The 25,919-nt window shown below is 39.6% G+C and carries 11 protein-coding genes; 10 read left to right on the forward strand and 1 reads right to left on the reverse strand.

The window, feature by feature from the left end; translation table 11 throughout:
* Positions 1-284: 284 nt before the first annotated feature.
* The 9 genes from PGN18_RS12115 (at position 285) to PGN18_RS12155 (ending at position 10,047) form a co-directional block, all read left to right on the forward strand.
* Positions 285-3,851 (forward strand): SusC/RagA family TonB-linked outer membrane protein, encoded by a 3,567-nt coding sequence (locus PGN18_RS12115; protein WP_335319758.1) that lies wholly within the window; start codon positions 285-287, stop codon positions 3,849-3,851.
* A 15-nt stretch (positions 3,852-3,866) separates the two neighbouring features.
* Positions 3,867-5,450, forward strand: coding sequence for a RagB/SusD family nutrient uptake outer membrane protein (locus PGN18_RS12120; protein WP_335319759.1), 1,584 nt, complete (start codon positions 3,867-3,869; stop codon positions 5,448-5,450).
* A gap of 2 nt (positions 5,451-5,452) precedes the next feature.
* A complete protein-coding gene (locus tag PGN18_RS12125) occupies positions 5,453-6,346 on the forward strand; it encodes a zinc-binding metallopeptidase (protein WP_335319760.1) in 894 nt (297 codons plus the stop codon).
* Positions 6,347-6,356: 10 nt separating this feature from the next.
* The gene (locus tag PGN18_RS12130; protein ID WP_335319761.1) at positions 6,357-7,166 is read left to right on the forward strand and encodes a DUF4302 domain-containing protein; all 810 of its coding nucleotides are present in this window, start codon (positions 6,357-6,359) and stop codon (positions 7,164-7,166) included.
* Between the two features lie 64 nt (positions 7,167-7,230).
* Positions 7,231-7,563: a hypothetical protein gene (locus PGN18_RS12135; protein ID WP_335319762.1), complete on the forward strand. Its 333-nt coding sequence runs from the start codon at positions 7,231-7,233 to the stop codon at positions 7,561-7,563.
* Between the two features lie 92 nt (positions 7,564-7,655).
* Positions 7,656-7,928 (forward strand): hypothetical protein, encoded by a 273-nt coding sequence (locus tag PGN18_RS12140; protein ID WP_205058132.1) that lies wholly within the window; start codon positions 7,656-7,658, stop codon positions 7,926-7,928.
* A gap of 4 nt (positions 7,929-7,932) precedes the next feature.
* Positions 7,933-8,331: a DUF983 domain-containing protein gene (locus PGN18_RS12145; RefSeq protein ID WP_335319763.1), complete on the forward strand. Its 399-nt coding sequence runs from the start codon at positions 7,933-7,935 to the stop codon at positions 8,329-8,331.
* A 115-nt stretch (positions 8,332-8,446) separates the two neighbouring features.
* Positions 8,447-9,112 carry a DUF2461 domain-containing protein gene (locus PGN18_RS12150; protein ID WP_335319764.1) on the forward strand — a complete coding sequence of 222 codons (666 nt, stop codon included), beginning with the start codon at positions 8,447-8,449 and terminating at the stop codon, positions 9,110-9,112.
* Between the two features lie 95 nt (positions 9,113-9,207).
* Positions 9,208-10,047 (forward strand): OmpA/MotB family protein, encoded by an 840-nt coding sequence (locus PGN18_RS12155; protein ID WP_335319765.1) that lies wholly within the window; start codon positions 9,208-9,210, stop codon positions 10,045-10,047.
* 368 nt (positions 10,048-10,415) lie between these two features.
* Here the strand turns inward: PGN18_RS12155 and PGN18_RS12160 are convergent, their stop codons facing one another.
* On the reverse strand, positions 10,416-13,007 hold the full coding sequence (locus PGN18_RS12160) for a hypothetical protein (protein WP_335319766.1): 2,592 nt from the start codon (positions 13,005-13,007) through the stop codon (positions 10,416-10,418).
* Positions 13,008-13,250: 243 nt separating this feature from the next.
* Here PGN18_RS12160 and PGN18_RS12165 point away from each other — a divergent pair, with 243 nt between their 5' ends.
* Positions 13,251-25,904: an Ig-like domain-containing protein gene (locus tag PGN18_RS12165; RefSeq protein ID WP_335319767.1), complete on the forward strand. Its 12,654-nt coding sequence runs from the start codon at positions 13,251-13,253 to the stop codon at positions 25,902-25,904.
* Positions 25,905-25,919 lie beyond the last annotated feature (15 nt).

The following is a 25,919-nucleotide window of genomic DNA, read 5'->3' on the forward strand; positions in this document are numbered from 1 at the left end:
AAATTATCAACCTAACCCAACAACTAATGAATAAACTTCGACAAAACTCCTGACATGCTGGGCTAAATAAAAAAAGGAGTGCTTCCAACACCCCTTTTATATCTGTTTAGCTATTCCGTAAATCGGAACTGATTAAAAATTAAATTATTTCTTGGATAACCGCGAAACGCGCTTTAGCGTCCAAACTTCATTGCGCTTCGCCCAAAACAGACTATTAAATGTACAAAATTTATACCAGAATTTTATGTACGCATCAACGCTACATACCTAAATTCCTATTAATTATGAAGTTAGTTACAGTCATATTGCTTGCCTCTTTAATGCAGGTAAGTGCAGCTTCATTTGGCCAGCTGGTTACATTGAAAGAAAAAAATGTAACATTAGAAAAAATGTTCAGGGAAATCAGACAGCAATCTGGTTACGATGTATTATTATCTACAAATAAGATAAAAAGTACTACAACAATTAATGCCAACTTCAGTAATGCAACCATTGAAGAAGTAATGGGTAAAATTATTTCAGGAATGGATCTTACTTATACAATAGAAGACAAGACCATCCTGATTACACCTGTTCAAAAAACGTTATTTAGTAAGGTTGTTGATTATTTCACGCAGGTAAGGGTAACGGGTAAAGTGAAGGATAAAAATGGTAATGAACTACCTGGTGTAAGTGTAAAAGAGAAAGGTGCAACTAATGGTGTTTCAACAAATTCGGCAGGCGAATATAGCATCAATGTGGCCGACCGTGCAACTTTGGTTTTTAGCTACATTGGCTACCAAACCATTGAGGTAGCACTAAATGGCAGAACCAATATTAATGTTACTTTGGAGGAAGATGCAGCTCAGTTAAACGAAGTTGTAGTAACCGGTATGGGAACTACTGTTGATAAAAGAACGTTTACAGGTGCTACTTCGAATGTTAAAGTATCGGATGCTGAAATAGGTGGTTTGCCTGATCCGAGCAGGATGCTTGATGGTCGTGTTGCCGGTGTAACCGTTCAAAATACAACAGGTACATTTGGTACGGCTCCAAAAATTAGAATTCGTGGTGCAAGTTCTATTTACGGAAGCTCAAAACCACTTTGGGTTGTAGATGGCGTAATTCTGGAAGATGTTGCTGATATCAGTTCTGATGATTTATCATCTGGAGATGCGCTAACACTGATCAGTTCGGCTGTTGGAGGCTTAAACTCAAATGATATTGAAAGTTTTCAGATCTTAAAAGATGGTGCGGCAACATCAATTTATGGTGCTAAAGGAAAAGGTGGTGTAATTGTAATTACTACTAAAAGAGGTAGGGCAGGCGTAAATAGCTTTAATTATGTATCTGAACTTACCACCCGCTCTAAATTCTCTTATGACAATTTTAACATCATGAACTCTCAGGAGCAAATGGGGGTTTATCAAATGCTGGAGCAAAGAGGTTGGTTAAATAATTCAAGTGTATCCAATGCTTCAAACAGTGGTGTGTATGGTAAAATGTATCAACTGATCAACTCTGGTCAGCTGCAAAATACCGAAGCCGCTAAAAACGCTTATTTACGAGAGGCAGAATATAGAAATACGGATTGGTTTGATTTGCTATTTAACAATAGCATTATGCAAAATCACTCTATTAGTATGTCATCAGGAACAGAAAAGGCACAGTACTATTCATCTTTAAGTGCAGTTTATGACCCTGGCTGGACTAAGCAAAGCAGAGTGAAAAGATATACCGCAAATTTTAATGCTACCTATAATCTACGTAATAATTTGAAATTAACACTCTTATCAAATGGATCATATCGCGATCAGAGAGCTCCCGGAACCTTAGGACAATCTACCGATGTGGTTTTTGGAACAGTAGGTCGTCAGTTCGATATTAACCCATATTCTTATGCTTTAAATACGTCAAGAACGTTAGATCCAAATACTTTTTATACCAGAAACTATGCGCCATTTAACATCTTACATGAATTAGAAAACAATTATATGGATGTTAATGTGGCTGATGTTAAGTTTCAGGGAGAATTGAGCTGGAAAGCACTAAAAACTTTAAACTTCAGTTTTCTGGCCTCAACAAGATACAATCAAACCTCACAACAACATTATATTAAAGATAGTTCAAACCAGGCATCGGCATACCGGGCAATGGGTACTACGATCATCAGAGATAACAACCCATATCTGTACACTGATCCTAGTATCTTGTATGCTGTGCCCGTTTCAATCCTTCCGTCAGGAGGTATTTATAACCGAGTAGATAATAAACTGACCAGTAATGATTTCCGTTTTATTACTCAATATAATGAAACTTTCGCCGATAGACATAATATCGATATTGTTGGTGGATCTACTTTAAGTGAAATTTATAGAAATAATAATTTCTTTAGAGGTTGGGGATTACAATATGATTTAGGTGAAATTCCTTTTACAGATTATCGTGTATTTAAACGTGCTTCAGAAGAAAATACAAATTATTATACGGTTGGTAATACCAGGAGTAAGGAAGTTGCTTTCTTCGGTGAGGCAGCGTATACTTACGATAGAAAGTATACAGTTAAGGCAACCGGAAGATACGAAGGAAGTAATCGGTTAGGTAGATCTACATCAGCCAGATGGTTGCCAACCTGGAGTGTATCTGGACTCTGGAACGTTATGGAAGAAAAATTCTTTCAGGGGTTAAACACGCCGTTTTCGAGCTTATCATTTAAAGGTTCATACGGCTTATCAGCCGATAGAGGTCCGAGTTATGTAACGAATTCAAAAGCAATATACAGTAGTTACAATCCTTGGAGGCCAACGAACGCCGATAGGGAAACAGGTTTAGAAATTAATACTCTAGAAAACTCTGAACTCACCTTTGAGAAAAAACATGAGTTAAACCTTGGTACCAGCTTTAGCCTGTTTAGAAATAGATTAGCAGTTGATGTAGACTGGTACAAAAGGAACAATTTTGACTTGATAGGTATCATTAATACTCAAGGATTGGGTGGTGAGATTACAAAATATGGTAACGTAGCTGATATGAAATCAAGTGGTGTTGAGGTAAGTGTAGCCGGTACAATACTTAAAAAGAACGATTTCTCTTGGACCGCGAATTTTATCTATACACACAACCAGAATAAAGTAACTAACTCTGAAAACAATGCGCGTGTAATTGATTTGATTACGGGTACGGGTTATGGTTTACAAGGCTATCCGGCCCGCTCTTTATTCTCTATACCTTTTGTGAGGTTACAAAATGATGGATTACCAATTTTTACCAATAGTGATGGTAGCGAAACTGTTACAGGAGTATACCTTCAAAATAGAGATAATGTAGGTTTTCTAAAATACGAAGGAACTACTGAACCTACTCACTTAGGAAGTTTAGGCAACATCTTTGGCTATAAAGCCTTTAAGTTAAATGTTTTTGTAACATACTCTTTCGGTAACGTAGTGCGTTTAAATCCGGCTTTCAAAACGGGTTATACCGATCTTGATGCCAGTACAAGAGAATTTTACGATGCATGGACTGTTCCTGGCGATGAGTTAAGAACAAATATTCCTGTGATCTTAGATAAGAGATATCTTAGAAACAACAGTAATTATAGCATTGCTTACAACTCCTATAATTATTCATCAGCTAATATTGCAAAGGGAGATTTCGTTCGCTTAAAAGATATTTCACTTTCTTACGATTTCAACAAGAAAATGTTATCTAGGATTGGTCTTAATGCTGCTTCTTTACGTTTAAATGCTACCAATTTATGGTTGATCTATGCAGATAAGAACCTGAATGGCCAAGATCCTGAATTCGTAAATGCAGGTGGCGTGGCATTGCCTTTAGCAAAACAATATACTTTAACTTTAAGGGTTGGATTTTAATAAATGAAACTTATAATGAAAAATAAATATTTATTTCTCGCATTTAGTGCAATTATTATCTCCGGTTTTTCTTCTTGTAAGAAATATCTGGATGAATTGCCAGATAACAGGGCTGAGCTTAATAATACCGAAAAAATAGCCAAAATGTTGGTGTCAGCCTACCCGGCAAATTCATATGTATTGGTTTCTGAGTTATCTTCAGATAATGTTGATGATTACGGTGAATCAAATCCAAACTATGATCGGTTTTCTACTCAGGCATTTAATTGGCAAGATATCACTGAAACAAATAATGACGGTATTGACAGGTTATGGAGTGGGTGCTACGGTGCAATAGCCAGCGCCAATGCTGCCCTTGATGCCATTAACGAGCAAGGTAACCCTGCAAATTTAGCTCCGCAAAGGGGAGAAGCATTAGTTGCCAGGGCATATGGACATTTTATATTGGTAAATATGTTTGCACAACATTATTCGCCGTCAAAATCAGCAACAGATTTAGGTATAACTTACATGACTAAGCCAGAATCTACCCTTGATCCTAAATATGAACGCAATACTGTTGCAGAAGTTTATGACTTCATGGTTAAAGATTTGGAAGAGGGTATTCCGTTGATCAATGACGCTTCTTATTCAAACTCAAACGTTGCCAAGTATCACTTTAACAAATCAGCAGCAAATGCTTTTGCAGCAAGGTTATTTCTTTACAAAGGCGATTGGGCTAAAGCTGTAAGTTATGCCACAGCTTCATTCAACAATTCTCCTTCTACTTACTTAAGGGATTATACTTACATTTCAACTTTTAGTGCCAACTTTGCCAATACAACAAGAGAATACAACTCGAGTAGTATAAAGGCAAATTTTCTGATCAGTACACCTGCTTCATCTGCCGCATTAAATTTTGGTAACTATTATACAGGTAGCAGATACTCTCATGGTGCTTATATTGCGGGTAACGAATCAATTTTGATAAAAAATACACCTCACGGTAATTATGCTGGTACTCCAGGTTACCGTGTTAGAAGCTATACTTATTCAGGTGCAAATTTGGATAAAGTGTTATTGCCACATGTTTCTTATCAATTTGAATATACCGATCCGGTTGCAGGTATTGGCTATATCCACAGTGTTTTTACGCCATTTACCTTAGAAGAAGCTTTACTTACCCGAGCTGAAGCAAATATTCAATTGAAAAATTATACTGCCGCCTTAGCTGATATTAACCTATTCGTAGGCAATACTTTTACTTCGTCTTTGACTGTAACACAGGCAAGTATTGATTCATGGGCAACATCATTTGCTTATTCAACGCCCGAAACTTCAACACCAAGAAAAAAGTTCAATGCTGAATTTACTATAGAAGCAGGTACTCAAGAAAATATGCTTCAGGCGGTATTGTATTATAGGAGAATAGAAACCTTACTTACTGGCTTGCGCTGGTTTGATGTTAAACGTTACGGCATCGAAGTTACAAGACGCACAATTGTAGCTGGTAAACCAGGCCCAATAAGCAACAATAAATTAGTAGTAAGAGATAATAGAAGAGCAATACAATTGCCACAAGATGTAATCACCTCTGGTTTAACCTCTAATCCAAGATAGACATGAAATTTAATAAAATTTATTTATTTCTTTTAGCAGGAACCTTAGTAACTAATGGTTGCAAAAAGGAAAAGTTGGATCCAAATAGTGTTTTTGTTGATTCGACGATCGAAAAAAATGCATTGGACAATTATATTTACGGTAATTTAGTATTAGACTACAATATTGATGTTTTATATAAATATGTAGATAAAGAATCTGACCTGGATTATAACCTGGTTCCGGCAAGTTATGCAAGCTCGATCAGAATGACCAAGTTATTAAAATATCTGGGTTTTGAACCATATGACGATATAACAGGTGGAAAATCTTTTATCAAAGGTTATTTCCCTAAACTGATCAACTATATCGGTGAAGCTGCCTATAGAAATAATGGTACCAGAATATTAGGTACGGCCGAAGGTGCCAGAAAGATTACACTTTACGAGGTGAACAGATTAAATGCTACTACCGGAGTTAATGCAAATTTTTTAACCGATAGTTATTTCCATACCATTCACCATGAGTTTCAGCATATCTTAAATCAAACTACCGATTTTCCAAGTAGTTTCAGAACAATTTCCGGAACTTCTTATGTAGATGATCTTTGGGTTAGTGCCTGGGCTAATGATGGTGCAGCAATTGCGGCCGGATTCATTTCACCGTATGCAAGTAGTTCTGATAAAGAAGATTTTGCAGAGCTGTATTCGTTTTATGTAACCTTGTCGGCTGCTCAATGGGATGCCAGGTTAAATGCCACAGGTAGTACTGCTGCCGGCAGAACAATCATTAACAATAAGTTAATATTGGTGAAAAATTACATGTTAACGGTATGGAAAATTGACATGGATGTATTAAGGGCAAATATCCAGGCTCGTATAGCCAATCTGCCTAATTTTAATCAAACTTCATTATAATCTATATATTATGAAAAGAAATTATTATCTGTTAACTATCATCTGTTTTGTGTTTTTAGCGGCATGCGATAAGAAAAAAGACAGAGTTTTTGACGAAAGCCCAACCGTACGATTAAATCAGTCGGTGGCTAATGCGCAGAATATTTTAAGAAGTAAACCCAACGGATGGATTTTTCAATATTTTCCTGGGGCTAATGCGCCATACGGAGGGGTTAATTTATTTGTGAATTTTACCTCTGCTACAGATGTAAACATTCAGGCTGATTATACAACGGGGAACGTGACCAGTTCTTATAAAGTATATCCTGGTGCCGGGCCAATATTAACCTTTGATACCTACAATTCTGTTTTGGATTACTTTGCATTGCCAGGCGTACTTAGTAACTGGGGTGCTTCTGATATTGGATTAGGTGGTGATATAGAGTTTTTGGTAGTAAAAGCCAATGCCGATTCAGTTATCTTAAAAGGCAGAAAAAGAAACACCACCCTGGTTATGGTACCAGTAACTGGAAATGCAGCAAGCGTACCTGCTTTAATGGCTAGTTACAGAGCTTCATTTAATCGCTTTTACAATGCAAATTCTTTCAGTTTTGTAACGGCAAGTAAAACAACTGCGGTAACTTGGGGGGTATTTAACGGTTTACTGGCAGGAAGCAATAACTATTCGTTCAGGCCAACAGATACTGGAATCGACGGTTTCAAGGAATATACTGTCGATGGCATCACATTTAAGCAATTAACCTTTAAAGCGGCAACAACGACTTACCCAAATGGTTATTATGCCAATGCTGATGAAAGTTTGAAATTGGTTATTTTATAGTAAAGTAGTATCTTTAAATATGCCCCCGAACATTTCGGGGGCATATACTTTAATAATATTTCCTATGCTTTACAGACAAATGTTAGGCTATCTGGTTTTTATTTTAAACCACCTTCTTTTTATGTTGTTTGATCAAAAAGTATATTCTCCACAGGCTAAGCTTATCAGCATTATTTTAGGCGTTATTGTTTTGATTATAGGAGCGGTCGATTATCAGTTTAATTATAAAAAAGCAAGGAAGTTTAATATTTCACCAAGCTTATTAATCTCCTTAAATATATTGATGTGGATTTCTGCAGGTTCATATATTTTTATGATGATTAATATTATTTTATTAATTGCTTTTATCTGGTGGGAAAAACAATTATGTAAAGAACCAAAGCAATCGATTAATTAAAAACTACATTTAAACCCCGCACCATTGGTGCGGGGTTTTTTATGACATAATTTTTAAACCCCTCCATGCGTTTATTCCTATATTTGTAAACCATGAAGAAGAAAGCAATTTTTATCCTGTTTGTATTGGTATTTACCTTTGCTGTAAGTCCAAATGTTAATGCGCAATGTTCCATGTGTACTATTAATGCCGAGCAGGGTGTAAAAAATGGCAATACACAAACTGCCGGCTTAAATACAGGTGTATTGTATCTTTTATCTCTTCCTTATTTAATGGCTGTTATTGTGGGTGTGGTGTGGTACAAAAAATACCGTAAAAAGAATATCCAGCTCAACATGAAAAAAGAACCTTTTAATTTAAATTAAAAGCATGTCTGAACAAACGACCTCAAAACTTTATGCCATTGTGCATTGTAAATGTCCGCATTGCCGTAGAGGAGATATTTTTACAGGTAGTATGTACGGCTGGAACATTCAGCACACCAAAGAGATCTGCGGACATTGTGCACAGCGGATAGAAATTGAGCCGGGTTACTTTTATGCAGCCATGTATGTAAGCTATGCCATGAATGTGATTGAAATGCTGGTAGCCAGTTTTCTAACCTATTTAATTTTTGGTGCCCTTACTGACGAAACTTTCTGGCCTTACCTGATTGTGATTTTTACAGGTTGTTTTGTACTGTACCCTTTCAATTATCGTTATTCGAGAATAATATTACTTCATGTTTTATCGCCAAATATTAAATATAAGCCGTATTACGATAAATAGTATGGGTTAATTGTCTAAATCGTTTAGCGGTTAGCGGTCAGCGTTTGGCGACGGTTAAACAAGTTGAAAATATACAATACAAATGGCTACATAGCTGATGACCAATTAAACCTAAATGATGCTTAAAAAAGAAACACTGAACTTTATAAAGGATGTTGCGGAAAATAACAACCGTGAATGGTTTGCTGCTAACAAGGATGTCTACGAAGCGGCTAAAGCTGATGTTTTGGCATTGGTAGGTGCGCTTATTCCAGAACTGGCCAAGGTAGACCCGCTGCTTTCTGCAGAAGCAGATCCTAAAAAAAACCTCCTGCGCATTTACCGTGATGTGCGTTTCAGTAAAAATAAAGATCCCTATAAAAATAACTTCGGTATCTGGTTTTCGGCAAAAAGTAAAGGGGGCAACGAGCCTGGTTATTATCTGCATATACAGCCAGGAAAAAGCTTTATTGCCGGAGGTTACTGGATGCCCGAAGCACCGCATTTAAAATTGATCAGACAAGAAATTGATTATAATATAGGCGATTTTAAAGAAATTATAAACGAAAAGGATTTTAAGAAAAACTTTAAACTCGGATTTGATAATGCCCTGAAAAATGCGCCGAAAGGTTATGATCCTGCAGATCCAAACATTGAATTTTTAAAGCTGAAAAGCTTCGAAGCCATCCAAAAAATCGATGATGAAGAATTTTTAAAACCGAACCTCGTTAATAAGTTGATAAGTTCTTTTAAAACGGTACAGCCATTAGTTGCATTTTTACGGAATGCTATTGATCAGTAACCAATTAATAGTTGTCAGTTTTCAATAACCAAACAAATTATCAAAACTTGATACTCGCTACTTGCTATTAAATACTAACCCCTGAAACTTCAAACATGAAAAATACCTTTTTTTCCTTTGCCCTTTTCCTATTTTTTTCTTCGCTAACTTCTTGCGTAGTACTGTCTCCAAAAAAATATAAAGCTTTATTGGGAACCAAAGATTCACTTTATACCGCATTTAATGAAGGTTTGATTAAAATCGAAAATCTTGAAAAAGAAGTGGCAAAACTGAAAAAGGATACCACATTAATGGCTGAAGAGCTTCGCGACCTGCAAAATAACTATAATGCTGTTGATGCCAATTACAAAAAGCTTAAAAGTAATTCCTCCAGTGAAATTACCAAGTTATCGGGCGATTTGGCTGCACGCGAAAAACGTTTGAAAGAAGTGGAAGAGGTATTGCGCAAACGTGATGAAGCCACCAACTCGCTCAAAGAAAAACTTCAGCAGGCCCTGTTAGGCTTTACCAAAAGCGGTTTAACTGTAGAAATTAAAAATGGTAAGGTATATGTTTCGCTAACCGATAAACTCTTATTCCCATCCGGAAGTATCATTATTGATGAAAAAGGTAAACAGGCTTTAACACAATTGGCAAATGTATTAAAACAGCAGCCAGAAATTAACATAGCTGTTGAAGGTCATACCGATAACCAGAAAATAAATAACCTGGGGCAGATTAAAGATAACTGGGATTTAAGTGTATTAAGGGCTACTTCTGTAGTGCGCTATTTAACAGAAAACGAGAAGGTAGAAAGTGTACGGATGACGGCTACAGGTAAAGGCGAGTTTCAGCCTTTGGGTTCTAACGCAGGTGCAGATGGAAGAAGCAAAAACAGACGGATAGAGATTGTACTTTCGCCTAAACTGGATGAACTTTATAATCTAATAAAATAGCCATACTTGAGCAATGGGGATATGGATCAATTTTTTGTATAGGTTGCAAACTAGGTTTACAGAACTATTTTTAGGATTAGGAAATGAAGGGCTGTGGTTCTTGGCGGCCTTTGGTCCCGCTTTGCGCTTTACTCCGTTGCACTCCATGTTCGCTTCAATCGGGTTTAAAAACCAGGGTTTGTGTACTCCAGGAGTCCTAAAATTGGAATATTGCAGCAGCTACTTAGCCCTGGTTGCAGCGGTTACCCTGCAGCAACGAGGTACGAGGCAGCGAAGCGTAAAAGCGAAAAACGGGAGGGAACTTTGTGTTTTGCACAGGCTTTGCGCTTCATGAAAATATACGAACCTGATTTAAAATAGAGCCGCTATCATAGACTTTGATGCCGGCGGTAAGATTTTAAAATCTTAAAGGTGTGCTCAAATTCGGGGCTGCTAAGGTTAGCATAATCGGGCATAGAGATTTTATGAGCCGTTAAAAAGTTAAGCAATTCCTTAATTACATTTGATACTTCTTCCGATTCTTCAATATGTTTTAGGGTATCGATTTTATTTAATAATAAGGTTATTTCGAACATCTTAAAGTTATTCTTTTTAGTAATATCCAAACCAAAATTAACTGCGGTAAGTGCTTTTTCGTAATGATGTGTAGCATTGTAAAAATTTGCTTTAAAAACATTAAAGTTGGCCAGTATAAAATTGGTATAATAGGTGTAATCGCTGCTGATGATTTTATCTACAAACTGCATAATACGCTGCGCTTTCTTAAAATAGTTGAGTTTAATATAAGTTTGCCCTAAATGAAGCAATAAAAACGGAGAAAACACCGAATGCCTGACGTAAAAAATATTCGGGTACTTATGTAGTATGGCCATAATAAACCGATGGCTCTCTGCATAACTTTTTTGAAAAAACAAGACCACTAATACCAATCGGTAAGAGAGTATTTCGGCGGTAGTGATTTCCTCATTTTTCTTTGGTGTACTCTGATCTATTTCCTGGCAAAGCCTTATAATTTTATCTTCGAGACTTTTGCTTTCGTTGGGTTTATTAATTAGATTATTATAAAAATAAAGTATTAAATCGTAAGGGTTAATTGGGAATAGTTCGTTTAATCTTTTATAATTTCTCTTTAACAGCTGCATAGAATTCGCTAAAGCCACTTTGTCCACATCAATAATATTAACGTTGCATTCAATTACATGGAACATGATCTGAATGTCTTCATTAAACACATTTTTTGATATGGTTCTGATGGTTTCCCTGTAAAGGTTGCCCATGGTTCGCCCTGTGGCCATAATGTCAATAAAATCTATACCTATGCTTAGCTTATTGAAGTTTCCATTAGGTTTGCTAAGCTCATATTTCGATACATAACAAATAAAATCGAAAGCATTATTTTTTTCACGATTAGAAAATGGCAGCCTGAAAATATTTTTTAAAGCAGCTATTTCGTTGCGGTTAATACAAAATCTGATAGACCAGTTAAGGATATGGTCTCTTTGCGAATTTTGACATGGAAAACTTTTTAATATATGCTCAAAAAATGGTTTATCAGGTTTATATTGAAATTTGTCTGTAATCTGTATAAATACGAAATAGGTATAAATATCGTCGTTTAAAAAGCGGACAATCTCTGTTGGAATACTTGTACTTAATCTTTTTTCTTCAATGATAATACCGGCATTCAAAAGTTCTTCGTAGGCATCTGGATAGCAATTAATGTAGCTGAGGATTTTTTCTTTGGCAACCCTTAGTTTTTTATTCCCTTCTGAAATACAATCGCTTATTTGCTTGAGGAGAAATATTTTTTCGGTGCTTTTTTTTGCCAGGAATACACGCTTTTCCAAAAAATAACTAATCAACTCATAACATAATAGGGGATCATTCAGTTCAAGTTGTTGATTTTCATCTTTGAGCTTGAAATAAACCTGTAGCCAAAATGGTGTTTTAAATTGGGTTAAAAGGGGCAAACTAACATCTGCCCGATTGATAATTTTATTTTCTATATGGCTTAAGGTATAGAGTATCTCCTCTACGTTTAAGGATGGCACATTACTTAGGGTTTCTTCGTCATAAAACAGGCCCATATACCAAGTTTTAGTTAGAGCGGCAGAACTATAAATAGCGGGCTGAAGGTTAATCCAGGTATCTGTTCGCAGGCCAAATATGAGTTTAACAAAACTGTTTTCCTCTATACTGTATAAAAAGTCAATAAATATTTTAAAGTAATTGCTTTTAGCCAAATGCTCATCAATACCATCTACAATAATAATGAAACGGCCTTCTCGTTTTTCAGGATTCTTCTTAAAAAAACTGATCAGCTCGCTAAGGCTTCCAAATTTAAATTCTTTCAAAAACCATTCTTTTAAAGTATCGCTATTTTGGATAATCGTATTGAGACTGGTAGAATTAATCAGTAAAACAATATCGTTTTTATAAAGGGCATTTTCTGAAAAGAAAAAATACTCTACCATATGTGCAATTAGTATCGATTTTCCTTGTCCAGGCTGGGCACTTACCGTTGTAAACTGGTAATTGTTTTTTAAGAAATAGTCAAAGTCCGGATAGAAAAAACTTCTGTTCGCAGTAGTATTAAATGGAACACCGGAGTTGTTTTTTTTTGCAATTAACGATACTTCTGTAATGGCATGTGCCTTTAACTTTAAATCCTGCCAGATACTTTGAGCAGAGCTTGTCTGGTTTTCCTTGTCCTTACAAAACGAGTCCCAATCGTTATAGCCAACATATTGTGACAGGCTATTTAAAGTGAATAAAGAAAATTTATGTAAGGTGTTTGCAAAGCCAAAAAAACGCTTGATTGTAGTTTCGCTTACATAGTTTTTAGTTTCCTGATATACATATTCGGAAATAATCTTGCAATGAGCCGGGTCTATATTTCTCAGACCTGATTTTATAAGTACAAACTTCCGGAGTTCAGTAAGGAGATCGCTAGCATTCATGAATAAACTTATAGGATGACTATCACTAATGTCATCAAAATTTAACAATTGAAGAAATCTATTCACTAAGAAAGCCTTGTATGAATAAAATGAATAAAAGGGTTATGATTAAAATGAATAGCAATGGATAAAATAGGTAGCTATTCTAAATTTAGATTTGTCATGATTATCTAATACACCTAAAATGGCTTTCGCCATTTACGTGAGCATTAGCATATAGTAGTCTCCTAAATAACGCATGATATGATGAAAACCTTTACTTTCTCATCCCGTTTCGGGATAATCCGCAATACCTGTATTGCAGTCATCATTTTATTAACGCTCTTCTCTAACAAATCGTATGCGCAAACAAAAATTTTTGCAAATACAGTATCTGCTCAAAGCAGGGTAGATAATGCAAACAATGCAACTTTAGACAATAACACTTTCGCTACGGTTAATTCTTACGGCGGAATTGCTGTTGGATTAGGGGCCTATAGTGGTGAGCTGGAATTAAAATATCCGGCTGCTGTTGCTGCGGGAATAACATCTTATATCAGGATAGATTTTGATGGAGATGTACTGAACAGGTTGTTAGGTGGTAGTTTAGGTACTTTACTGGCTAATGTAGGTGGAACCGTAGTGCTAGGAAACCATTCATTTCAGGTAGGGGCCAGAAACGGTGCTTCGGCAGTGCCCCCAATAGGTGGTAACAGTGTTGATGGATTTTCTTCAGATAATCTGCGGTTGGTAAAAGATGCAAATGGTTTCTTTTACCTGGCAATAACCCCTACCCAGGCGTATGATAGGGTTTTTATTAAAGATGTAACCAATGCACTCCTGGTTTCTGTAGCCAATAATACAAAGGTTTACTATGCTTTTTATACTTCAGGCACTGATCCTTGTGCGCAGGCATTTGCTACAGGATTCGAAGGTACAGGAATTACACTCGATGCCTTACAGCTGGGCAGTTCTGGTGTAACCAATAGCGAAAGGGCTATAGATTCAGATCCTACTAATTTTTCTCAATTGAGCTTAGGGATACTTGGCGTAGGTTCATCCATCAGCCAAAATTTTTATTTCGCGACACCGTCAAATCCTGGTGACGATATTAACCTTAGGCTCAGCGCTACGCCTGCATTACTAACAGCGGGGCTCTTACAGAACATTTCTATAACGGCTTACAATGGCGGTACTCAGGTATATACGGCTTCAGCCGCAAGTTTGTTAAATCTGGATTTATTAGGCTTACTTAATAGTGGGCAACCGGTATCAATACCTTTTTCTCCAGGTGCCAATGTTGTGTACGATAGGGTGAAGGTTACGCTCGGCTCTGTAGTTGCCTTAAACCTTACGCAAACCATCAATGTATACGGTGTAATTCGCTCTGCAGGCCGGCCAACTCCAGCAAGCACAGCAATTGCTGCGTGTTATAATAGTAATGTGGCACTAAACGCTACTACGGCCACTACCAACGAATTAAGGTGGTACGAAGCAATAGAAGGTGGAACCGCATTACAAACGGTTGCTTTTAATGGTACTTTTACTACACCAGCGCTAACTGCTAATAAAACCTACTATGTTGCTGCCAGACGGGTGGGTTGTACGGCCGAATCGGCAAGGATACCTGTAGCCGTTACCGTGAATCCACAAATTATTTTCAATGGCGCCACGTTGACCAATGCCACACCGGGTTTTGCCTATGCAAAACAATTGGATGCAGCCACAGGTGGAACGGCAGGTTATACTTACGCTTTGGCTGCAGGCAGTACATTGCCGTCAGGTTTAAGTTTATCATCGGGCGGTGCAATTACGGGAACACCAACGGCAGCCAATACCTATAATTTTTCTGTAATTGCAACTGATGCCAAAGGCTGTAAAGCAACTGCAACTTATAGTTTAACGGTTACGGCCGCATTGGTTCTTGCACCAGGTGCGTTGCCTGAAGGTGTAACAGGAACTGTCTATCCAACACAGATCATTCCGGCAGCAATTGGTGGAACGGGACCGTATACCTATACCGCAACAGGTGTTCCGCCGGGTTTAGCTTTTAATCCAACCACAAGGGAAATCACAGGAACACCAACCCAGCCTGGAACCTATACGATACCTGTTACGGTTGTTGATGCAAACGGTAATACGCTAATTTCAAATTATACCGTAAAGATTACTGATCCTCTATTGTTACCCGCAGCAAGTTTAGCTGATGGAACTACGGGAACAGTTTATACGACACAGATTATACCCAGTGCAACAGGTGGAACTACGCCTTACACTTATTCGGCAACTGGTCTCCCCCCGGGTTTGACTTTTAATCCATCAACCAGGGCCATTACCGGTACGCCAACAACTACTGGTTCTTATAGTGTACCTGTTACGGTGACTGATGCTGATGGAAAAACAGTGACCACCAATTATAGCATAAATATTAACAATCCTTTATTATTGCCATCTGCAACCCTGCCAGATGGAACAGAAGGAGCAGTTTATGCTACGCAAACTTTGCCTGCGGCCACTGGCGGTGTTGGTCCTTATACTTATGGTGGTACTAATCTTCCTGCTGGATTATCTTTTAATGCCACTACAAGAGAAGTTACCGGTACACCAACACAGGCAGGTAACTATGTAATTGCTGTTACCGTAACCGATAGCCAAGGTAAAACAGCCAGTAACACTTATCCGATTAGAGTAAATGGTACTTTAACTTTACCAACAAGAACTTTACCTAACGGTATTGTGGGTACTTCTTATTTACCACAAACTTTGCCTGCCGTAACCGGAGGAACGTCTCCATATACCTATGCGGCAATAAACCTTCCACCAGGATTATCGTTTAATCCAACTACAAGAGAGATTACCGGAACACCAACACAAGGTGGTACCTATAATATTTCGTTAACGGCTACGGATGCAAACAACAATAAGGCTACCACTACTTATCCGCTAACCATAACCGTAAATGAACCGGTTGTGGCCTCGGCTACAGTGTGTACAGGAAGCTCGGCTACTTTAACAGTAAGTAACCTACAGGCAGGTGTAACTTATAACTGGTATGCATCAACAGGAAGTACACCATTAGTAACCGGAAATAACGGTACTTATGTAACACAGGCCGTCAATTCAGCCACTGTATTTTATGTAGAAGCCGTTTCTGGAACAGCAACCAGCTCCAGGACATCGGTTACAGTTTCCGTTAATCCACCTGCAACGTTAGCAACTGTTACCACTAACAATCAGGTAATCAACTCCGGACAAACTACCACGTTAACCGCAACCGCAGATGCTGGAAATACCATTGCTTGGTTCGATGCTCCATCTGCAGGTACGCAGGTTGGAACAGGAACTTCGTTTACAACTCCAGCGTTAACGGCAACAAAAACCTATTACATAGAAACTACAAGTAGCAATGGCTGTAAAAGTGCTAGTCGTGTTCCAGTTACTGTAACGGTAATTAATGGTGGTGGCGCTACAGCTTGTAATGCAGCAAATAGTCAAAATACAGGTATTAATGGTATCTGTTTATTATGTTCTGTAAATGGTGCAGGTAACTCTACTGATGCTGATGCAAGTAACTTTACCAGGATTTCTCTTGCCGTTGGTGTTGCAGCAACAGGTTATCAACAATTAATTTTCCCATCTACCGGGCTTGCCACAGATAGTATCCGTTTAGACCTGGCTTTACCAACAGGTTTAGCTGATGTTGGTGTTTTAAACAACGTAACCGTTACCATATTAAATGGAACTACAGTTGTAAAAACAGTTCAATTAAACGGTGCATTGTTGAGTCTTCAACTTTTATCAGGCAACCGTTTTGCGGCAACTGTGTTAGCAGGTGGGGCTTACGATAGGGTTCAGGTGAGCTTTGGTGCACTAGCTTCTGTTTTAACCAGCTTAGATATTTACGGTGCAAGGGTAGTTTATCCTAATCCAACATTTATAGCCGGTGCGCAATCTATCTGTGCAGGTGGCACAGCAACACTTAGTGCAACTGCAAATGGTGGTACTACTTTAGCCTGGTTTGATGCCCCTACAGGTGGCAACCAAGTGGGAACAGGTGCAAACTTTACTACACCTGCGTTAACCACTACAACAACTTATTATGTTCAGGTAAGTAAAGGAAATTGTTCGAATGCCACAAGGGTTCCAGTAGTTATTACCGTTAACCCAGCAATTGTATTTACAGGCATCGCTTTAACCAATGCAACAATTGCCTCGCCGTATAGTAAGCAACTTCCGGTAGCTACCGGTGGAACGCCAGGTTATACCTATGCCTTAGCTACAGGAAGTTCCTTACCATCAGGTTTAACGCTATCCGCAAGTGGCCTGTTAAGTGGCACACCAACAGCAACCGGTAACCCAACATTCGATGTTATAGTAACCGATACGAAAGGTTGTAACACAACAGCAACATTCACTTTAACTGTAACGCCGGCATTGGCCTTGGCTCCGGGCACATTGCCTAATGGCGTAACAGGTACAGCTTACACAACCAATGGAATTCCATCTGCAACTGGTGGAACGGGTCCTTATACTTATTCCGCTACAGGTATTCCTCCAGGGTTAACCTTTAATCCTTCAACAAGAGAGATTACAGGCACGCCTAATCAGATTGGAGCCTTTACCATTCCGGTTACCGTAACTGATGCGAATGGCAATACAATTACGGCCAGTTATGCTCTTAAAATAACTGACCCTTTGGTGTTACCATCGGCAACTTTAGCCAATGGAACTACGGGCACGGCTTATCCTACTCAAACGATTCCATCTGCCACTGGTGGAACAGGTCCTTATACTTACGCGGCGACCGGCCTTCCTCCAGGATTGGCTTTTAACCCTACTACAAGGGAAATTACCGGGACACCTACACAATCCGGAACTTTTACCGTACCGGTAACAGTAACCGATGCCGATGGAAAAACGGTAACTAATAACTATACAATTGTAGTAGTTGATCCGCTATTGTTACCAGCAGCAACTTTGCCTGATGGAACAGAGGGAACAGTTTATGCTACGCAAACCTTACCATCTGCAATTGGTGGCGTTGGTCCTTATACTTATGTTGGTACTAATCTCCCTGCTGGATTATCTTTTAATGCAACGACAAGAGAAGTTTCCGGAACACCTACACAGGCCGGAAATTATTCGATCGGTGTAACTGCAACAGATAGTGAAGGCAGAACTGCAAGTAATAATTATTCAATTAAAGTAATAGGTGTATTATCATTACCAGGTGCAACTTTACCAAACGGTATTGTAGGTACTCCTTACGCAATACAAACATTGCCTGCAGTAACAGGTGGAACAGCGCCATATACTTATCTGGCCACAAACCTTCCTCCGGGATTAAGTTTTAATACTGCAACAAGAGAAATTACAGGAACGCCAAGTTTAGGTGGAACTTTTACCATCTCTTTAACTGCAACAGATGCCAATGGAAACAAAGCAACAACTGCTTATAGCTTAACCGTAACGGTTGATGCGCCTGTTGTTGCCTCAGCAACGGTATGTGCCGGAAATTCGGCTACTTTAAGCGTTAGTAATTTACAGGCTGGCGTAACTTACAACTGGTATGCTTCTACAGGAAGCACAGCATTGGTTACCAATAATACAGGTGTTTTCGTAACTCCTGCGGTGAACGCTCCAACGGTATTTTATGTTGAGGCCGTATCCGGAACTGCGGTAAGTTCAAGAACTGCCGTTAATGTTTCTGTTAACCCACCAGCAACCGCAGCTACGGTAACCACCAATAGCCAGGTAATTAATGCCGGGCAGTCTACCACTTTATTGGCAACAGCTGATGCTGGGAATACCATTCAATGGTACGATGCTGCCACGGGAGGAACACAAGTGGGTGCAGGTACTTCATTTACCACGCCAACACTGTCTGCCACTACTACTTATTATGTAGAAACTACAAATGCAAGCGGTTGTAAAAGTGCAAGCCGGGTACCGGTAACGGTTACCGTGTTAAATAATGGCGGGGGTACTGCATGTAATGCGGCCAATGCGCAAAACTCCGGAATTAACGGAATTTGTGTATTATGCGGTATAACAGGCGCAGGAAATTCTACTGATGCAGATCCTGGTAATTTTACCAGGATATCTCTAGCAGTAGGTGTAGGCGGATCGGGTTATCAGCAATTGATTTTCCAGAATGCTGGAACAGCCACAGATAGTATCCGTTTAGATTTAGCCTTACCTACTGGTTTGGCAGATGTGGGCTTATTAAACAACGTAACCGTTACCGTATTAAATGGTAACACGGTTGTAAAAACAGCACAATTAAATGGTGGATTGTTAAGTCTCAGACTTTTATCAGGTAACCGTTTTGCGGCAACGATATTAGCTGGAGGTACCTATGATCGCGTACAGGTGAGTTTCGGCGCATTAGCTACCGTTTTAACCAGTTTGGATGTTTACGGTGCGACCGTAATATATCCTGGTCCAACCATAACTGCCGGTGCCCGAACTATTTGCTCGGGAAGCACGGCTACATTAACCGCAACAGCAAACGGTGGCACAACATTGGCCTGGTACGACGCAGCAACTGGTGGTACACAATTGGGCACTGGCGAAACATTTACCACGCCAGCTTTAACAGCTACTACAACTTATTATATCCAGGTAAGCAAAGCCGGTTGTCCGAATGCAACCAGAATTCCGGTAGCGGTAACTGTTACACCAGCTTTACCAACACCGGTATTGGCAACTATTGCTAATGTTTGTGAGGGATCTTCAGCAACTTTGTCTGTTGCTAATCCAGATGCGGCGGTAACCTACAGGTGGTATGACGCCGCGGTAGGTGGAAACCTGGTTTTCACTGGTGCAGTATTTTCAACACCAGCATTAACAGCGGCTACTACCTACTATATAGAGGCCACTCAAGGAAACTGTACAAGCGCTACACGTGCAGCCGCCGCTGTATCGGTAAACCCTCGTCCGGCTTTACCAATTGTAACGGCGAGTTCATCAACAGTGAGCGCAGGACAAACTGCAATTTTAACAGCCAGTTCTGCAGATCCTACCCATACTTTTAACTGGTATTCTTCAAATACTTCAACTACACCTGTTTATGTAGGTGCTACCTATGTTACACCGCCTTTGTTGTCCACTACAACTTATTATATAGAGTCGGTTTCTACTAACGGATGTACTTCGGCAAGCCGTGTTCAGATTACCATTACCGTTGATGGAAATGGGTCTCCTAACCCTGTACCTTGTGAGGCCGCAACCACACAGGTTGGTGGTGTTACAGGCGTAGCTTTACTATCAGGTGTGTTTAACCCAACATTAGCTATTGATAATGATACACAAACCGCATCTTCATTGGTTATGCCGGTTGGAGCACTAGGTGCATCAGTTTATCAAAGAGTTGGTTTTGGATCATTATCTAAAGTTGGAGATACCGTACATGTTTTAGTATCATCACCAGGAAAACTATTATCACTTTCATTATTAGGCAACGCTTCAATTACATCTTATGTTGGAGCCAACAGCAACGGTGATTCGAGATTGTTAAATGATAACCTACTCAACATTCAATTGTTAAGTGGTAATACTCAGGCCTTAATCACCTTTGTTCCAACGAATGTTTTCGATGGAGTAGAAGTGAGGTTAAACTCAGGTGTATTGGGTGCCTTAACATCTATTAACTTAAATTACGCGCAGCGAATTTTAGTTGCGCCTACTGTATCATCAGCTAATGTTATAGCTTGCGTCGGCCAAACTGCACAGCTTGAAGTAAGCAACCCATCGGCAAATTTAACTTACAGATGGTACGATGCTACAGGTACCTATTTAACTGGTAAAGATGGAATCATCTTCACTACACCAGTGTTAACAGGCGATACTAAATTTTATGTGGCTGCAGTTTCTGCAACTGGCTGCGTGAGTTACAAGACAGTTGTTAATGTAACTACGAATCCGGCACCAGTAGCGCCAGAACTACTTTCGGCATCTGTTAATACTTGTCCGAATACATCGGTTACGCTCCAGGTTAAAAACCCAATTGCAGGTACAACCTATAACTGGTACGATACCGCAAACGCTACAACGGTCTTATTTACTGGCGACAATTTTACCACGCCATTAATTACAGCTGATAAAAGTTATTTTGTAGCGGCAGTAAACAGCTGTGGTAGTTCATCAACAAGAACTGAAGCCAAAATAATACTGGGAACTATTGATGTTCCGGTAATTACACCACCATCCATCACAATTACTGAAGGTGCTGTAGCGGTATTAAAGGCAACTTCTAGTACGGCAGGTGCAACCATTAACTGGTACACTACTGCAAATGGTGTGGTTCCGGTATTTACTGGCGAAACTTTTGTAACACCGCAGTTAAGCGCAACCACTACTTATTATGTAGAAGCAACTATTCCGGGCGGCTGTACTGCAACCAGTAGGGCAACCGTAACGGTTACAGTAATTCCAAATGGTAACCCGGTAACTACTCCTTGTGGAGCAGCTACAACAACAGTGGCAACAGGTGTAACCGGTGTAGCCTTATCGGCAGGAGTTTTCAACCCAACTTTTGCGGTTGATAACGATGTCAATACCGGATCTAGTTTGGTTATCCCAGTGGGATTGCTTGGTTCATCAGTTTATCAACAGGTTGGTTTTACAGGATTATCGAATGTTGGCGATACGTTAAGGGTGAAAATTACCACTCCTGGTACATTGCTTTCAGCAGGTGTATTATCTAATTTAACGGTGACCACTTTCCAAGGTACAACCAGCAATAACGATGCGGTTTCTGTATCTAGCCCCCTAATCAGTCTCAAGTTATTAACAGGCGGAACATCAGCCATATTAACTTTTGTGCCAACAAGTAAATTTGATGGAGCAGAATTAAGATTAAACTCAGGTTTACTTGGGGCTTTAACATCTGTTAATTTAGATTATGCTCAAAGGGTAATCACTACGCCAACGGTTACAGCATCTACCGCGAGTGCTTGTCAAGGCTCATCAGCAACCTTAAGTGTGCAAAATCCACAGGCAGGTGTGGTTTACAAATGGTACCTGGGCAGCACTTATCAGGCGGGAAAAGATGGGCAAACTTTCACAACAGACCCTGCTTTGGCCGCTGGAAATTATACTTATTCGGTAACTGCAACGGCTAATGGCTGTGAGACTCCTGGAACCAAAGTAACCCTAACCATTTTAACGCCACCGGCACAGCCAGTTCCATCAACTAGCAATCCTACCACAATTTGTGTCGGCTCATCTGCTACTTTAAGCGTACAGGCTGTTGCAGGAGTAACTTATAACTGGTATGATGCTGCGGTAGCTGGAAATATGTTGGTAACCAATAGCAGTAGCTTTAATACATCTGCATCACTAGCAGCAGGAACATATGATTATTATGTTGAAGCGGTGAGTGGAACAGGTTGTTCAAATGTAACACGTACAAAAGTTTCTGTAACTGTTAATCCATCAGCATTACCTACTGATGTAACGGTAACCGGAACTACCTCACTTTGTGCTGCTGGTACAACAGTGCTTACGGCTAGCAGTACAACTGTAACCAATCCGGTATTCACCTGGTATACTGATGCGGCATTAACACAGGTTGCTTATGTAGGAGCAGTGTTTAATACTCCAGCCATTACCACAACTACCAAATATTATGTTGCGGTTAGCGGGACAAACAAATGTGCAAATACAGCAGGTAATACAAAAGAGGTGACGGTAACAGTAAACCCCGCCGCTACCCAGGCTGATATTAATTTGGCTGGAACAGGTACTGTTTGTGGTGGTGCTTCAGTTACCTTAAATGCAACCAGTACAACGGTGACCAATCCGGTATTTACCTGGTATAGTGATGCAGCTTTAACCACAGTGGCATTTACTGGAGCTAATTTCATTACTCCGGTACTTACTGCAACAACAACTTATTATGTAACGGTTAAAGGGGATAATAAATGCGAAAATACAGCAGCTAATGCAAAATCAATCACCATTACGGTTAACCCTGCAGCCACTGATTCAGATATTGCCATTAGCGGAATCACCTCGATCTGTAAAGGATCCACAGCTGCACTATCTGCTTCAACAACATCGGTTATCAACCCGGTATTTACTTGGTATAGTGACGCTAATTTAACAACGGTAGCTTATGTAGGTGCTAGCTTTACAACACCTGCACTTAATGCCATTACCACTTATTATGTAACCGTAAAAGGGGATAATAAATGTGAGAATTTAGCTGCAAGCACCAAAGTTGTTACGGTAACCGTTAAAGAATTTGCTACCACTGCTGATATTGCAGTAAGTAATTCACAAATCTGTTCAGGCGCTACCGTAATGTTAATGGCTTCGAGTACTACGGTTACTCAACCGGTATTTACCTGGTATAGCGATGCCTCATTAACAAATGCAGTATTTACCGGACCAACTTTTACAGTAACGGGTTTAACTGCCACGACTACTTATTATGTAAGTGTTAAGGGGACTAATAAATGTGAAAATAGTGCTGCCGATGCTAAAGCGGTAACTGTAACAGTTAATCCATTGGCCACCACTACCGATATTATCCTCAACGGAAGTACTGTTGCTTGCACAGGATCATCAGCGGTGTTGAGCGCAACATCACCAACAGTAACCAATCCAGTATTTACCTGGTATAGTGATGCGGCCTTAACCAACGTAAGTTTCATTGGCGCAACATTTACTACACCACCATTAAATACGACCACTACTTATTATGTAACGGTTAAAGGCGATAATAAATGTGAGAATGCGCCTGGTACAGCCAGAGTAGTTACCATTACCGTTAGCCCAATGGCTACTGCTGCTGATATTACTGCTGCCGATGCGTCAATATGCGCTGGATCAGGTACTACTTTGGTAGCAAGTACAGCAACAGTAACCAACCCTACATTTACCTGGTATAATGATGCGGCTTTAACTTCAGTAGCTTATGTAGGTGTATCATTCGTTACACCAGTATTAACTGCAACAACTAAATACTATGTAACGGTTAAAGGTGATAACAGATGTGAAAACTCAGCAATCACAGCTAAAGTGGTAACCGTAAATGTTAACCAGGGTGCAACAGCTGCAGATATTACTTTATCTACACCTGCTAAGGTGTGTGGTTCTGGTACTACGGTAATCAATGCAAGTTATACTACAGTAACCAATCCAGTATTTACCTGGTATAATGATGCCTCATTAACCAGTGTAGCCTTTACCGGACCAACATTTACTACCCCAGTATTAACCGCTACTACCACTTATTATGTAACGGTTAAAGGAACCAATAAGTGTGAAAATACAGCAGCCAATGCAAAACCAGTAACGGTTACGGTTAACCCAAGCGCTGTAGCCGCAGATATTACCGTAAATGGATCAACATCAATTTGCGCCAATACAGCAGCAACGTTAACTGCAACAAGTACAACCATTACTAACCCGATATTTACCTGGTATAGTGATGCTGCTTTAAATACGGTAGTATTTACCGGGTCGGTATTTACAACGCCGGTATTAACAGCAGGCGCTACATACTACGTAACTGTTAAAGGCGATAACAAATGTGAAAATACTGCTGCAACAGCAAGAGCTTTAGCCATTACTGTGAATGCATCGCCAAATAACCCGGTAGTATCGGCTCCAAATGGAGGTATATGTGCTGGTGATGGCGCCACACTTTTAGTAACCAATGCTCAAACAGGTGTTACTTACGAGTGGTATAACGCAGCGGTAGGTGGTAATTTATTATTCACTGGTACAACATTCAATGTAACAAGTTTAACCGCAACAACAGATTACTATGTTTTGGCAATTGGAACTGGAGGTTGTAACAACAATGGGGGCCGCGTTAAAGTAACAGTTACTGTTAATACAAAACCAACAGTACCAACGGTGGCTGCTACATCGGTAAACGTTTGTACGGGAAGTTCAGCAATATTAACCGTTGCAAATCCTCAAAGTGGTGTTACGTACAATTGGTATTCAGCATCAGCAGGTGGAACGCTGGTTGGAACAGGTGTAAACTTTACAACACCAGTGGTCAATGCAAACACCACCTACTATGTTGAAGGTGCAAACGGAACTTGTGTGTCATCATCCAGAACGTCGGTGAATGTAATTGCGCTGCCGGTACCAGTTGCACCAGCATCGGTAACCGCAGCCAATGGAACACTTTGCGCAGGTAGCTCCACCATATTAACGGTAAATAATCCGGTAGCAGGATTAGTATACAGATGGTATGCTGCAAGTTCAGGCGGAACAGTGCTGGCAGAAGGTATCAACTTCACCACACCAAACTTAAATGCGACCACCATTTATTATGTAGAAGCGATTGCAGCAGGTGGTTGCGCAAGTGCAACAAGAACAGCTGTTACGGTAACTGTACTACCTGTATTAGGGAAACCAACAGTAGTTGTACAAACTACTACACCTAATAGTGTAACGTTTGCATGGGCCGCAGTAGCAGGTGCAACGGCATACGAGGTTTCATTAGATAATGGTTTAACCTGGGTTAACCCAACCGGCGGATCAACTGGAACAACTTACCTCATAGCAGGATTGAAACCAGATCAAAGCGTAAGCATCCTGGTGAGGGCTAAAGGTCAAACTGAATGTCAAACCAGTCAAAATGGCTCAGCAACCGGTAAAGCAGCTAATCCTTTTGGAGATCAGGTTTATATTCCAAATGCATTTACACCAAATAACGATGGTAAAAACGATGTATTCTTAGTCTACGGTAATACCATATCAAGTGCGAAAATGAGTATTTACACACAATGGGGTCAGTTGATATTCCAGTCAGATAACGTTGCAAACGGATGGGATGGAACTTTCAAAGGCGTAAATCAACAGAACGGAGTTTATGTCTACATGGTTGATATTACCTTCAGCAATGGAACAACATCGATGAGAAAAGGTACTGTAACGCTGATCAGATAAAAAGAGGATTAATAA

The sequence above is a fragment of the Pedobacter terrae genome (assembly GCF_036946585.1).
Taxonomy (GTDB): domain Bacteria; phylum Bacteroidota; class Bacteroidia; order Sphingobacteriales; family Sphingobacteriaceae; genus Pedobacter; species Pedobacter terrae_C.